Source organism: Microbacterium sp. SS28 (assembly GCF_022761035.1).
Lineage (GTDB): Bacteria > Actinomycetota > Actinomycetes > Actinomycetales > Microbacteriaceae > Microbacterium.
Genome location: NZ_JAKWJP010000001.1, coordinates 443,074 through 455,996 on the forward strand (window position 1 = coordinate 443,074; position 12,923 = coordinate 455,996).

A 12,923-nucleotide genomic window follows, 5' to 3' on the forward strand; every position below is an offset into this window, starting at 1 on the left:
GCGCAGAGGTACGGAGCGCCCTCATCCGGCACGGCCCACACGAAGCAGTCCCCACAATGTCATGCGACCGGCCGCACAGATTCCGCGAAAGGCCGTGCTGCCTCGGGATTTCGGCGGATCGACCTCGTTCGCCGAACGAGCTCAGCTCGTCAGGACGACCTTCCCGACGTTCCTGCGCTCCTCGATATGCGTGTGGGCCGCCGCCACCTCCGCGAGCGGGAAGCTGCGGTCGACGTGGGCGCGCACCCACCCCGCTTCCACGCCGCCGAGGATGGTCCGCATCCACTCCGCCGTCATCTCGGCCTCGCCCCACATGTGACCGAGATTGACGCCGAAGACGGCTCTGTTCGCGTTCATGAGCGCCACGGGATGAAAGAACGGCATGCCCGCGGCGGCCCACCCGAGGCGAAGCGGTCCTGCGAGCCTCGACGTCGTCGCCGTCGAGACCCCGAACATGCCGAGCCGGCCGCCCGAGCGCAGCGCGCGGTAGCTCTTCTTCCAATGCGCGCCGCCGAGCGGATCGGTGACGAGCGCGACGCCCCGCCCGCCGGTGAGACGGTCGACCTCTTTCGTCCAATCCGCCGTGCGGTAGTCGATGAGCTCCGCAGCGCCGCGTTCCCGCAGGAACGGATGCTTCGCACTGCTGGCCGTGCCGTAGATGGTCGCACCGACATGCCGGGCGATGTCGATCGCGGCGAGCCCGACGCCTCCGCCGGCGTTGTGGATGAGCACCGTCTCTTCGGGCTTGAGAGAGCCCATCACCACGAGCAGCTGCCACGCCGTGAGGTAGGCCACGGGAAGGGACGCCGCCTCCTCGTGCGAAAGGCGAGACGGCTTCGCGAAGACCTGGCCGACGGGAACCGAGACCACGTCCGCGTAGCCCCCGAATCGGGTGAGGCCGATGACGTCGGTGCCGATCAGCGCGGGATCGACTCCGCTGCCGACGGCGTCGACAGCGCCCGACACCTCGTAGCCGACCACAACGGGCGGTTTCGGAGCATCGGGGTACAGGCCCTGCCGCGCGAGGATGTCGGCGAAGTTGATGCCGCTCGCCCTGACCCGAATGCGCGCCTCCCCAGGGGCCGGCTGAGGGTCAGGACCCTCGCGCAGCTGCAGCTTCTCCGGGCCGCCGTGACCGACGATGACCGCTTGGATCATGCGACTCCTCCCGTCGTGCGACAGACCGTGCGACCGCCGTGAACGCCCGCGAAGTCGAGGCCGAGCCTACGCCGGACGTGTCACCTCACACGGAGCGTGTGAAAGCAGCCCGAGTCCAGCGTCGCGAACTGCTGCGCCCGCGGGCAGCCAGTCTGCGGGAATCGGCTCGCGACGATCGATCGAACAAGCTGGTGGGTTCGATCAGCAGGGTGTCGGGAGTCGTCGCCCGCGACTAGTCTGTGGCGCGATCGCGCGTTCCGAGCCTCCCGCGATCAGGGGGTCATCATGCTCCGCCGCCGTGCCGTCTCAATTCTCCTCGCCGCTTCCGCGATCCTCGCGCTCGGGCTCTCCTCGGCTGCTCCGGCCGTGGCGGCTGACGCTGCCGCCCCCGATGCGGCTGCGACCGGAACACCCCAGTGGGAGACCATCGGACGGGCGACCGTCTCCGGCACGCCGAGCGGCGGGTCGACGATGACGGCGGACCCCGGTACGTGGGTGCCGACACCTGACTCGTTCGACTACCAATGGCAGGCGGGCGGCGCTCCTCTCAGCGGTGCCACAGGCCAGACGTTCACCCTCCCCGAAGGCCCGAGCGACGCGACCTACCGGGTCGCGGTGACGGCGCACAAAGCGGGCTATCCACAGCAGACGGCCTACAGCGCCCCCTTCGAGATCATCTCGTTCGACGGCTTCCTCGACGCGTTGGACGCCGACCCCGGCACAACGATCTCCGGACGATTCGCGAGCAGCGGCGCCACGATCGGAAGCGCGGCGATCGACGGATTCCCGGCGGCGGGTGCGGACTATCTCGTCCTCTCCACCGGCAATGCGCGCGAAGCGCTGCGCACCTTCCCGCCGGGAACACAGGTCGTCATCTCGACAGGTCTCGAGACGGCGCCCGCCGGCGTCGGAGGCTGGGACATGAGCACCATCACCATCACAGTCGATCCGCCGGATGCCGCGTCCCGCCTCGCCCTCGACTACGCCTTCGCGACGGAGGAGAGCCCCGGCACCCGCACGAAGGACGTGCTCACGATCGAGTCGCCCACGTCGCAGCTGTCGATCGCGGACGACCACGAGCGGGTGATCGCACCCAACAACCTGGCCTTCGACTCCGCCGGACGACAGCTGAATGCCGACAGCGAGGATCTCTCCCCCATCGCGGGGAACGGCATCAATCGGTGGTCCCCCCGACTGACGGCCCTCATCCCGCTGAGGTCGGGCGCGACCGACGTGATCGTCTCGATCCAGGACATCGGCGACGAGTCCGCCGACTCCGTCGTGCTGCTCGACAACCTGCGAACCGTCGTCGATCCGGTCTGCGCGTCCGGCGCGGTGTGGGAGGCCCCGAGCATCACCGGCACTCCGGCAGTGGATGCCGTGCTCACCGGGGATCCCGGACGCTTCCCGCCGAGCGGGCGACTCAACTATCGCTGGCTGCGCGACGGGCAGCCCATAGCGGGCGCCGTCGACACCACCTACCGCGTGGGGGTCGCGGATCTCGGCGCACGCCTCAGCTTCCGCGTGACGACCGTCGATACGACGCCGATCGAGAAGCGCACCTCAGCACCGACAGCCCGGGTCGGGCTCGCGGCATTCACCGTCGTTCCCGTGCCGACGGTGACCGGCAGCCGCACCGTCGGCCGAGTGCTGACCGCCCAGGTCGGGGAGTGGAGCCCTGAGCCTCAGACGGTCGCCTTCCAGTGGCGCCGCGACGGCGCCGCGATACCCGGAGCGCGGTCTGTCCGCTACACGCTCACCGCGGCCGACGAAGGCGCCCGGGTGGACGTGAAGATCGTCGGACTGCGACTCGGATATCGGCCGGGCGCGGCGGACAGCGCCGATGGACCGCGCATCGCGCCGAAACCCTGACGCGCGCGTCGAGAGCCCCGCTACGGGAGAACCGGGACGTCGAATCCCCGCCCTCCGGGAGGGCGAGGTCCGACGGATGTGGAGCCGACTACGGGACTTGAACCCGTAACCCCCTAATTACAAGTTAGGTGCGCTACCAATTGCGCCAAGTCGGCAGAGCGCCCAGTCTAGCCGGGCGGCCGGAGCGGGAACGCCGGGTCAGGGCGTGGGCGTCGGGGTGGGCGTGGGGCTCGCCGTGCGGTAGTAGCTGTCGCTCGCGATCGTGAGGACGAACTGCGAGAACTCGGCCGGGTCGTCGAGCGCTCCGACGTACTGGGTGCCGTTGACAAGGACCATCGGCGTGCCGGTGAGGGCCGTGCCGTCCGTGTCGGGGATGCTCACGAGCGCACGGTCGGTCGCCGACTTCGCCCACGAGGCGAAGTCCTCGTCTTCGATGCAGGCCCGCACGACCTTCGGCGAGGACGCTCCCGCGGCCTGGGCGATCGTGGCGAGTTCCTCGTCGGAGAAGCCGTCGGAGTCGACCGCGGGCTGCTGGTCCAGCAGCGTGTGGGTGAAGGCGAAGAAGGTGTCGGGCGAGTGGGTCGCGACGCACGCGGCTGCGCTCGCGGCGCGCAACGAGTACTTCGTGCCGTTCGACTTCGAGGTGAGCATCGCGACGGGGTAGTAGGAGAGCGTCGCGGCGCCCTGCGTGACCCACGCGGAGAGCTGCGGGGCGTTCGCGAGCTGGAAGTCGCGCGAACCCGGCGACAGGTAGTCGACGTAGACGCGGATGTCGACGGCCGGCTGAGCTGTCGCAGAGGGGTCGGGAGTCGGCGTCTCGGTAGGAGTCGCGGGCTCGGTCGGCGCCGCGGGGGCCGCGTTGCCCATCTCGCTCGAGCCGTCCTCGAGGGTGGTGCCGGTCACCGACGTCACGATGATCCCGTCACCGTTCACGTTCGCAGGATCCAGAAGAGGCTTGGATGCCGCAGACCCGACGGTCCACGTCACGACGACGGCCGTCACGGCGACGATGGCGACGATCGCGGCGGCGATCGCGGCCGTGCGGATGAGGCGCGCCCTCGACTGCTTCGCCTGAACCTGCAGCGCCTTCTCGCGGACAGCTTCACGGCGATCGCTCGTGGCGGGCACGCTGTCTGATTCGTCGCTCGACATGGAACCTTCTGAGTTCGGACGGCCGATTCGGCCCGGCCGCACCGGGGAGGCGACCGCAGACGATGCTAACGATCGTGGCTGGGAAATACCCAGACGATGCCCGCGACACGACCGCGAATCCGCGGCAGCGCCCACGGGGGTGCCTCGGTTTCAGGACCCGCCGGTCCTCGTGTCATAATGAGAGATACGCCCGATGATGGGCGCGCGGGGAGCCCCCGCTCATTCCATTCACTACGGATCGTCCGGCACGTACCTGCCGGTGAAGGAGAAGAAAACATGGCGTCCGTCACGTTCGACAACGCAACCCGCCTGTACCCCGGGGGCACGCGCCCCGCTGTGGACAAGCTCAACCTCGAAGTCGCCGATGGCGAGTTCCTGGTTCTCGTCGGCCCCTCCGGCTGTGGCAAGTCCACGTCGCTGCGCATGCTGGCCGGCCTCGAAGAGGTCAACTCGGGCCGCATCCTCATCGGCGACCGCGACGTCACCGACGTCCCGCCGAAGGACCGCGACATCGCGATGGTCTTCCAGAACTACGCGCTGTACCCGCACATGACGGTCGCCGAGAACATGGGCTTCGCCCTGAAGATCGCCGGCGTCGGCAAGGAAGAGCGCGCCGCCCGCGTCCTCGAGGCCGCCAAGCTCCTCGACCTCGAGCAGTACCTCACGCGCAAGCCGAAGGCCCTCTCGGGTGGTCAGCGTCAGCGCGTCGCGATGGGCCGCGCAATCGTCCGCCAGCCCCAGGTGTTCCTCATGGACGAGCCGCTGTCGAACCTCGACGCCAAGCTCCGCGTCCAGACGCGCACGCAGATCGCTTCGCTGCAGCGCCGCCTCGGCGTCACGACGGTCTACGTCACGCACGACCAGACCGAGGCCCTCACCATGGGCGACCGCATCGCGGTCCTCAAGGACGGCCTCCTGCAGCAGGTCGGCACGCCGCGTGACCTGTACGAGACGCCCAACAACGTCTTCGTCGCCGGCTTCATCGGCTCGCCCGCGATGAACCTCTTCCCGGCGCACCTCGCCGAGGGTGGCGTTCAGTTCGGCAACACCGTCGCTCCGATCGAGGCCGACACGCTCGGCAAGGCGCACGGCTCCGAGGTCACGATCGGCGTTCGCCCCGAAGACATCGTGGTGGCTCCGGCCGACGGCAAGGGCCTCACGGTCCAGGTCGACCTCGTCGAGGAGCTCGGCGCCGACGGCTACCTCTACGGTCACACCGACGTCAACGGCAAGCGCACCGACATCGTCGCGCGCGTCGACGGCCGCCGTCACCCGAACGCGGGCGACACCGTCGTCCTCGCCGCGGTCCCCGGCCACGTGCACGTCTTCGACCTCGAGTCGGGCGAGCGCCTGACCGACAAGGCGATCGCAGCCGCGTAACACGACACGGTCACAGCGCGGGCGGCTCTTTTCAGAACCGCCCGCGCTGTTCCATTTCCAAAGGAACCCATGCCCGCTGCCCTGAGCATCACCGCCAGCTCCGTGGATCCCGGACTGCTGACGCTCCCCTGGTCCACACCGCTGGCCGAATGGCCCAGCAGCACGATCGTCTTCCTCCCGAAGGGCATCTCGCGCCACCTGGTGCGCTTCGCGAACCTCTCCGGCCGCGTCGTCGCCGTCAAGGAGACGACGGAGGAGATGGCGCGTCGCGAGTACGACATGCTCGGCAACCTCGCACGTCTGGACGCTCCCTGCGTCGAGCGCGTCGCCGTCATCGCCGGGCGGAAGGATGCCGCGGGTGAGCCGCTCCCCGCGGTGCTCGTCACGGCGCACCTCAAGTTCTCACTCCCCTACCGCGCCCTCTTCACGCAGGTGCTGCGACCCGATACGGCGAACCGTCTCGTGGATGCCCTCGCGGTGCTGCTCGTCCGCCTGCACAACGTCGGGTTCTTCTGGGGCGACGTCTCACTCTCGAACACGCTCTTCCGCCGGGATGCGGGCGCCTTCGCGGCCTACCTCGTGGACGCCGAGACCGGCGAGCTGCACGAGACGGGGCTGACCCCCGGGCAGCGCGCGCACGACCTCGAGGTCGCACGCACGAACATCGCGGGCGAGATCATGGACCTCGAGGCGGGCGGCCGTCTCGAGGGTGGCATCGACGCCCTCGCGATCGCCGACGGCATCATGTCGTCGTACCACCGCCTGTGGGGCGCGCTCACCGACCGCGAGTCGTTCTCGGCGAACGAGACGTGGCGGCTCACGGAGCGCGTGCAGCGCCTCAACGACCTCGGCTTCGACATCGGCGAGATGTCGATCCAGGCGACCCCTGACGGCACGCGCGTGTCGATCCAGCCCAAGGTCGTCGACGCGGGGCACCACCAGCGCCGGCTCCTGCGCCTGACGGGCCTCGACGTCGAAGAGAACCAGGCCCGCCGCCTGCTCAACGACCTCGACGAGTTCCGCGCGCGAGTCTCGCGTCTCGGCGACGACGAGGAGATGGTCGCGCACGAGTGGCTCACGCGCGTCTTCGAGCCCGTCGTGAAGGCGATCCCGTTCGACCTGCGCTCCAAGCTCGAGCCTGCCGAGGTCTATCACCAGGTGCTCGAGCACCGCTGGTACGCCTCACAGGCGCGCGGGCGGTCGGTCCCCCTCGCCGAGGCGCTCACGAGCTACATGGACGAAGTCCTGCGCCACCGCCGCGACGAGGCGACGCTCATGGGACCGCCCACCGAGAGCATGACGCTCCCCCTCGACACCGACGCCCTCGAAATCGTCGACGAGGATGACGGCATCGACTGGCGCGACCTGGTCTGACGCGGCATCCGCTCCCCTTCCATGGCAAAGCGGCCCGCCCCCTAGGGAGCGAGCCGCTTTCGCTGACTGAGGGTCAGTACCCGACGGTGAACCGCTCGCGCGAGTGCTTCGGGTTCTCGATCTCGTCGATGAACGCGACACCGAGGTCTGCGCCGGAGATGTCCGACTTGCCCTCGTCATCGCGGACGACGACGTCGCCGCCGACGCGGTAGGCGCCCGTGCGCTCGCCCGCGTTCCACGCGCCGAAGATCTCGGCCGGGTGGATGAAGAACCAGTCGAGGTCCGCGGGCGTGGCCTGCAGCCCCTCGAGGATGTCGACGCCGGTCTGCGCCTCGGCCTTGTACTCCTCGGGGAAGTTCAGGTCGATCAGGCGCGGGCCGCCGGGGGCGGACAGCGAGCCGCCGGCGCCGCCGACGACGCCGAGACGGATGGACGTGCCGACGAGCGCCTGCGCGAGCTCGAGGACGGCGTCGACCGCGGCATCGGCCATGTCGCCGCGCGGGGCGATCGCCGAGACGATGACGTCGACGCCCTGCAGCTCCTCGAGCAGGCCGGGAACGTCGAGGATCGTGCCTTCGACGTACGTCACGCCGTCGATCCGCTCAGCGGGCACCTGGCGGGCCACCGAGACGACGGTGTGTCCGCGCGCCGCCCCTTCGGCGACGATGTGGCGTCCGGCGTAGCCAGTTCCTCCGATGACGGCGATACGTGCCATGGTCTTCCTTTCGTCAGGTTCCACGAGTGCAAGCGAGCACTCCCGGGATTCATTCCCGGGAATGCATTATTTCGCGGCGCCGGTGCGGAGGGTCGAGACCTGGTAGAGGGCGACGGATGCCGCGATGCCGGCGTTGAGCGACTCGGTCGCTGCCGAGATCGGGATCGACACGACCTGATCGCATGTCTCGGTCACGAGGCGCGAGAGGCCCTTGCCCTCGGAGCCCACGACGATGACGACGGGACGGTCGGCGAGCTCGAGCGCGGGCAGCGAGATGTCGCCCCCGCCGTCGAGGCCCAGGACGAACACACCCTGCTTCTTGAACTCCTTGAGCATCGCGGTGAGGTTGGCTGCGATCGCGACGGGGACCCGCGCCGCGGCGCCCGCGCTCGTCTTCCACGCGGCGGAGTTCACGCTCGCCGAGCGCCGCTGCGGGAGGATGACGGCGTGCCCGCCGAATGCGGCGGTGGAGCGGATGATGGCGCCGAGGTTGCGCGGATCGGTCACACCGTCGAGCGCGACGAAAAGCGGGGTCTCGCCGCGATCGATGACCTGCTCGAGGAGGTCCTGCGGGTGGCTGTACTCGTAGGGCGGCACCTTGAGCGCGACGCCCTGGTGCACGCCGTCGAACCCGGCCATGCGGTCGAGCTCGGGGCGCGTCACCTCGAGCACGGGGATCTCGCGGTGCGTCGCGATCGACAGCATCTCCTTGACGCGGTCGTCCATCTCGACGCGCTGCGCGATGTAGAGCGCGGTCGCGGGGATCTTGGCGCGCAGCGCCTCGAGGACGCTGTTGCGCCCCGTGACGGTCTCGGTGTCGTCGTCCTTCTTGGCCCGCGGCGCGCGCGAGCCACCCGTCGAGCCGCCCGGCCTGCCCTTGCCGCCCGCCGCGGCGTAGCGCTCAGCCGCGGCCTTGCGCTTGCCCGCGGGGTGCCACGCGCGATCCTCCGCCTTGGGGGTCGGACCGCGACCCTCGAGCGACCGCTTGTTCTTGCCGCCGGTGCCCTTCGTGGGACCCTTGCCGCCCTTGCTCGCGCCGGGGCGCCCTGGCTTAGCCATCGATACTCCAATGTGTTCCGTCTGCGCTGTCTTCCAGCGTGATTCCTGCGGCGGCGATCGCATCGCGGATGCGATCGGCCGCCGCCCAGTCCTTCGCGGCCCGCGCGTCGGCGCGCTGGGCCAGCATCGTCGTGAGAAGGGCGTCGAGAGCGGATGCCTCGGCCCCTCCGGCATCCCCGAGCCACTGTGGATCCTCGGGGTCGATGCCGAGGATCCCGGTCATGACGGCGACTTCGCCGAAGGCGCGCAGCACGCCGTCGCGATCGCCTGCGTCGAGGGCGGAGTTGCCGTCCCGCACCGTCTCGTGCACGACCGCGAGCGCCTGCGGCACCCCGAGGTCGTCGTCCATCGCAACGGCGAACCGCTCCGGCACGGCGACCTCGACACGCTGATCGCCGTCGCTCGCGAGAGCCCTCGCGGCGCGGTGCAGGAACGTGCGGATGCGGTCGAGCGCGGCCTCGGCCTCGTCGAACGTCGACGGCGTGATGTCGAGGCTCGAACGGTAGTGCGCGGCGGCGAGCGCGTAGCGGACGACGAGGGGGTCGCGCTCGCGCAGCACGTCCTCGGCGAGGATGAAGTTGAACAGCGACTTGGACATCTTCTGCGCGCCGACGGTCACGAGCCCGTTGTGCACCCAGTACCGGGCGAACCCATCGCCTGCCGCCGTCGACTGCGCGAGCTCGTTCTCGTGATGCGGGAAGCGCAGATCGAGGCCGCCGCCGTGGATGTCGAACTCGGATCCGAGGTACCGGCGCGACATCGCCGAGCACTCGATGTGCCAGCCGGGGCGCCCCGCGCCCCACGGTGAATCCCACGTCGCCGACGACGGCTCATCGGGCTTGGCGCCCTTCCAGAGCGCGAAGTCGCGGGGGTCACGCTTGCCGCGCGGATCGGCGTCGGCGGCCGGCTCCATCGCGTCGAGGGACTGGTTGGTGAGCGAGCCGTACGACGGCCATGACCGCACGTCGAAGTAGACGTCACCCGCGGCATCGGTACCGGCGGTCGCGGGGTACGCGTGCCCCGCGTCGATGAGGCGCCCGATGAGCTCCTGCATCTGCGGGATCGACGCGGTCGCGCGCGGTTCGTACGTGGGAGGGAGGATGCCGATCGCGGTGTACGCGCGGGTGAACTCGAGCTCGATGCGGTACGCGAGCGCCCACCACGGCTCGGTGTCGGTCGCATTGACGAGCACCTTGTCGTCGATGTCGGTCACGTTGCGGACGAATGTGACGCGCTCGTACCTGTGGGCGAGCCAGCGGCGCAGGATGTCGAAGCTCAGCGCGCCGCGGAGGTGGCCGATGTGGGGTCCCGACTGCACCGTCGGTCCACACACGTAGATCGTGATGTTCCGGGGGTCGAGGGGCACGAAGTCGCGCAGCTGCTGCGCCTTGGTGTCATAGAGCCGGACCGTCACTGCACCAGCCTACCGGCGCCCTCCTGTGCGAACCCGGCGCGTGTCGGGTCGCCACGACGGGATGAAGTAGGAATGAAGGATGCTCCATGTTCTCGCCGTCTTCGCGGCAGCCGTCCTCTTCGGCACGACGGGCACCTCGCAGGCGCTCGGGCCGGACGGCGCGACGCCTCTCGCGATCGGCGCCGTACGTCTCGCGATCGGCGGCACGGGGCTCGCGCTCATCGCCTTCACGCTCGCGCGCCGCCACCGCATTCGTGCGGAGCGCCGACCGGATGCCGCGCCCCGGCCGCGTCTCGGCATCCGTCCCCTCGCCCTCATGGTGCTCACGGGCGTGTGCCTCGCGACCTACCAGCCGCTCTTCTTCCTCGGGACCGAGCGCAACGGCGTCGCCGTCGGCACCGTCATCGCGCTGGGATCCGCCCCGATCATGGCGGGGCTGCTGGAGTGGCTCCTGACGCGGCGGGCGCCGAGCGCCGCGTGGATGGTCGCGACGGCGCTCGCGACGGTCGGCGTCGTGCTGCTCGGAGCCGGCGGCGCGTCGTCGGGCGCAGGCGCGGGCGGGACCGACCCGATCGGCCTGCTCGGGTCGCTGGGAGCCGCCGCCTCGTTCGCCGTCATCGCCAACGCCCAGCGCCGGCTGCTCGACGCGGGGTGGGACCCCTTCACCGTCGTCGGGGCGATGGGGGCGAGCTCGGCCGTCATCGCGATCGTCGCGCTGCCGTTCGTCGACCTGTCCTGGCTGTCGACGACCGCGGGGGTCGTGATGGGCCTGTGGCTCGGCATCGCAACGATCTCGATCGCCTACGTGCTTTTCACGTGGGGCCTGAGCGGGCTCACGGCGGCGACCGCCGCGACGCTCACGCTCGGCGAGCCGCTCACCGCGAGCATCCTGGGGATCTTCGTCCTCGACGAGCGGCTGAGCGCCCTCGCGATCGCGGGTCTCGTCGTGCTCGCCGCGGGCCTCGCCCTGCTCGCGTGGGGGTCGCGCTCCGCGCGGGATCCGCGTCCCTTCGCTGTGGAAGGGTGACCATGACCATCGAGATCCTCGTCGACGACGTGACGTCGGAGGCGACGCTGCGCCTCATCGCGAGCCACCTGGACGGGATGCGCGAATACTCTCCCCCCGAGAGCGTGCACGCCCTCGATGTGGGCGCGCTGCGGCATCCGTCGATCACGTTCTGGTCGGCCTGGATCGACGGGGAGCTCGCGGGGATCGGCGCCCTCAAGGCGATCGACGCGCAGCGCGGCGAGCTCAAGTCGATGCGCGTCGACGACCGGTTCCGCGGCTCGGGTGTGGGCCGCGCCCTGCTGCGGCACATCATGGCGGCCGCGCGGGAGCGCGGGATGACGAGCCTGTGGCTCGAGACGGGCACGACCGCCGACTTCGTCCCCGCGCAGCGGCTCTACGCGAGCGAGGGCTTCACGGAGTGCGCCCCCTTCGAGGGGTACGCGCACGACCCGTTCTCGCTGTTCATGACCCGCGAACTTTAGCGCGGGTCGCGACGCTCAGGCGGGGACGAGGAGCGCGACGGCGAAGGCCGCGACGCCCTCACCCGTGCCCGTGAAGCCGAGTCCGTCGGTCGTGGTCGCCGACAGGGAGACGGATGCTCCGCCGAGCGCCGCCGAGAGTGCGGCCTCGGCCTCGGCGCGGCGTGCCGCGAAGCGCGGACGATTCGCCTGCACCTGCACGGAGACGTTCCCGATGCGCCAGCCCGCCTCGCCGAGGAGGGCGAGTGTGCGGGCGAGGAAGGCGTCGGCGTGGGCCGCGGCGTACTCGGGCCGCGACGTGCCGAAGTGCGTGCCGATGTCGCCCAGGCCGGCCGCGGACAGCAGCGCGTCGACGATCGCGTGGGCGACGGCATCCCCGTCCGAGTGCCCTGAGAGGGCGGGCTCGCCGGGCCACTCGAGGCCTGCGAGCCACAGGTCGCCCGCGCCGCCGAAGGCGTGCACGTCGGTGCCGAGGCCTACGCGCGGGACGACGGCGGCGTGCCCGATGGTGGACGTCACGGCGGGAAGAGGCGTCACCAGGCCACGCGCACGGTCGAGGTCCGCGGGGGTCGTGATCTTGAAGCCGAGCGCATCGCCTGCGACGGCGGCGACGCTGTGGCCCGCCTGCGCGACGAGGGCCGCGTCGTCGGTGAAGTCCTCGGTCGCCGCGCCGTACGCGGCATCGAGCACGTCGCGTCGGAAGCCCTGCGGAGTCTGCGCGGCGGCGAGCTCTGCGCGGTCGACGGCCGCGACGATCTCGGAGCCGTCGACGCGCTTGAGCGTGTCGATGACGGGCAGCACCGGGATCGCCCCGTCCGCGCCCGCGTCGATCGCTGCGACGACCCGCGCGAAGACCTCGGGCGGTGTCAGGGCGCGCGCCGCATCGTGCACGAGCACGATGTCGACGTCGCCCCACACGGCGTGCAGGCCCGCACGGACAGACTCCTGGCGCGTCGCGCCGCCCGGGACGACCGAGACGAGGTCGCGCTTGTCGCCGGCAGCCTCGATGGCCTCGGTCAGCGCGTCGCCGACGCGGTCTTCGGGTGCGACGACGATGACCTGCGCGGCGGTCGCGGCGAAGACCCCGCGCAGTGCGTGACGCAGGATCGAGTGCTCGTCGAGCCCGACGAACGCTTTGGGCGTCGATCGGCCCAGCCGCGTGCCGGAGCCTGCGGCGACGACGATTACGGCGATGCGCGGCACAGGGATCACTCCTCGACCGGAGTCGAGTGGCGGATCCTGAGTGGTATCGAGGGGCACGCCCTCACGCTACCGGCCACACCGGGTTTCGAGGCGCGCGTCGCGGGCTGC

At 70.6% G+C, this 12,923-nt stretch carries 11 protein-coding genes and 1 tRNA gene; 5 read left to right on the forward strand and 7 right to left on the reverse strand.

Going from position 1 to position 12,923, the window contains the following annotated elements; genetic code table 11:
• Positions 1–141: 141 nt before the first annotated feature.
• Complete coding sequence (locus tag MJ607_RS02010) at positions 142–1,158, reverse strand: medium chain dehydrogenase/reductase family protein (protein ID WP_243073874.1); 1,017 nt, start codon at positions 1,156–1,158, stop codon at positions 142–144.
• A gap of 285 nt (positions 1,159–1,443) precedes the next feature.
• On the opposite strand from MJ607_RS02010, the gene MJ607_RS02015 reads away from it, so the two are divergent.
• Positions 1,444–3,030 carry a hypothetical protein gene (locus MJ607_RS02015; protein WP_243073875.1) on the forward strand — a complete coding sequence of 529 codons (1,587 nt, stop codon included), beginning with the start codon at positions 1,444–1,446 and terminating at the stop codon, positions 3,028–3,030.
• Positions 3,031–3,109: 79 nt separating this feature from the next.
• On the opposite strand, the gene MJ607_RS02020 is transcribed toward MJ607_RS02015, so the two are convergent.
• Together MJ607_RS02020 and MJ607_RS02025 are read right to left on the reverse strand one after the other, a co-directional pair.
• Positions 3,110–3,185, reverse strand: a tRNA-Thr gene (locus MJ607_RS02020).
• A 43-nt stretch (positions 3,186–3,228) separates the two neighbouring features.
• Positions 3,229–4,182, reverse strand: coding sequence for a thioredoxin domain-containing protein (locus MJ607_RS02025; protein WP_243073876.1), 954 nt, complete (start codon positions 4,180–4,182; stop codon positions 3,229–3,231).
• A 276-nt stretch (positions 4,183–4,458) separates the two neighbouring features.
• On the opposite strand from MJ607_RS02025, the gene MJ607_RS02030 reads away from it, so the two are divergent.
• Together MJ607_RS02030 and MJ607_RS02035 are read left to right on the forward strand one after the other, a co-directional pair.
• Positions 4,459–5,562, forward strand: coding sequence for an ABC transporter ATP-binding protein (locus MJ607_RS02030; protein ID WP_243073877.1), 1,104 nt, complete (start codon positions 4,459–4,461; stop codon positions 5,560–5,562).
• A gap of 69 nt (positions 5,563–5,631) precedes the next feature.
• Positions 5,632–6,936, forward strand: a complete 1,305-nt coding sequence (locus MJ607_RS02035; RefSeq protein ID WP_243073878.1) for a DUF4032 domain-containing protein — start codon at positions 5,632–5,634, stop codon at positions 6,934–6,936.
• A gap of 73 nt (positions 6,937–7,009) precedes the next feature.
• On the opposite strand, the gene MJ607_RS02040 is transcribed toward MJ607_RS02035, so the two are convergent.
• The 3 genes from MJ607_RS02040 to cysS form a co-directional block, all read right to left on the reverse strand.
• Entirely contained in the window at positions 7,010–7,651 is a 642-nt protein-coding gene (locus MJ607_RS02040) for an NAD(P)-dependent oxidoreductase (protein ID WP_243073879.1), read from the reverse strand.
• A 66-nt stretch (positions 7,652–7,717) separates the two neighbouring features.
• On the reverse strand, positions 7,718–8,710 hold the full coding sequence (rlmB, locus tag MJ607_RS02045) for a 23S rRNA (guanosine(2251)-2'-O)-methyltransferase RlmB (protein ID WP_243073880.1): 993 nt from the start codon (positions 8,708–8,710) through the stop codon (positions 7,718–7,720).
• A complete protein-coding gene (gene cysS, locus MJ607_RS02050) occupies positions 8,703–10,124 on the reverse strand; it encodes a cysteine--tRNA ligase (protein ID WP_243073881.1) in 1,422 nt (473 codons plus the stop codon). Before cysS ends, rlmB begins: the two co-directional genes overlap by 8 nt.
• A gap of 79 nt (positions 10,125–10,203) precedes the next feature.
• Between cysS and MJ607_RS02055 the strand changes: the two genes are divergently transcribed.
• Together MJ607_RS02055 and MJ607_RS02060 are read left to right on the forward strand one after the other, a co-directional pair.
• Positions 10,204–11,151, forward strand: a complete 948-nt coding sequence (locus MJ607_RS02055; RefSeq protein ID WP_243073882.1) for a DMT family transporter — start codon at positions 10,204–10,206, stop codon at positions 11,149–11,151.
• Between the two features lie 2 nt (positions 11,152–11,153).
• Positions 11,154–11,615, forward strand: coding sequence for a GNAT family N-acetyltransferase (locus MJ607_RS02060; protein WP_243073883.1), 462 nt, complete (start codon positions 11,154–11,156; stop codon positions 11,613–11,615).
• 15 nt (positions 11,616–11,630) lie between these two features.
• On the opposite strand, the gene ispD is transcribed toward MJ607_RS02060, so the two are convergent.
• Positions 11,631–12,872, reverse strand: coding sequence for a 2-C-methyl-D-erythritol 4-phosphate cytidylyltransferase (ispD, locus tag MJ607_RS02065; RefSeq protein ID WP_374238016.1), 1,242 nt, complete (start codon positions 12,870–12,872; stop codon positions 11,631–11,633).
• Between the last annotated feature and the right edge of the window lie 51 nt (positions 12,873–12,923).

Bases quoted from the DNA above. Each gene is read 5' to 3' on its own strand.
- MJ607_RS02010 (WP_243073874.1), bottom strand. From the start codon at position 1,158: ATGATCCAAGCGGTCATCGTCGGTCACGGCGGCCCGGAGAAGCTGCAG.
- MJ607_RS02015 (WP_243073875.1), top strand. From the start codon at position 1,444: ATGCTCCGCCGCCGTGCCGTCTCAATTCTCCTCGCCGCTTCCGCGATC.
- MJ607_RS02025 (WP_243073876.1), bottom strand. From the start codon at position 4,182: ATGTCGAGCGACGAATCAGACAGCGTGCCCGCCACGAGCGATCGCCGT.
- MJ607_RS02030 (WP_243073877.1), top strand. From the start codon at position 4,459: ATGGCGTCCGTCACGTTCGACAACGCAACCCGCCTGTACCCCGGGGGC.
- MJ607_RS02035 (WP_243073878.1), top strand. From the start codon at position 5,632: ATGCCCGCTGCCCTGAGCATCACCGCCAGCTCCGTGGATCCCGGACTG.
- MJ607_RS02040 (WP_243073879.1), bottom strand. From the start codon at position 7,651: ATGGCACGTATCGCCGTCATCGGAGGAACTGGCTACGCCGGACGCCAC.
- rlmB (WP_243073880.1), bottom strand. From the start codon at position 8,710: ATGGCTAAGCCAGGGCGCCCCGGCGCGAGCAAGGGCGGCAAGGGTCCC.
- MJ607_RS02055 (WP_243073882.1), top strand. From the start codon at position 10,204: ATGCTCCATGTTCTCGCCGTCTTCGCGGCAGCCGTCCTCTTCGGCACG.
- MJ607_RS02060 (WP_243073883.1), top strand. From the start codon at position 11,154: ATGACCATCGAGATCCTCGTCGACGACGTGACGTCGGAGGCGACGCTG.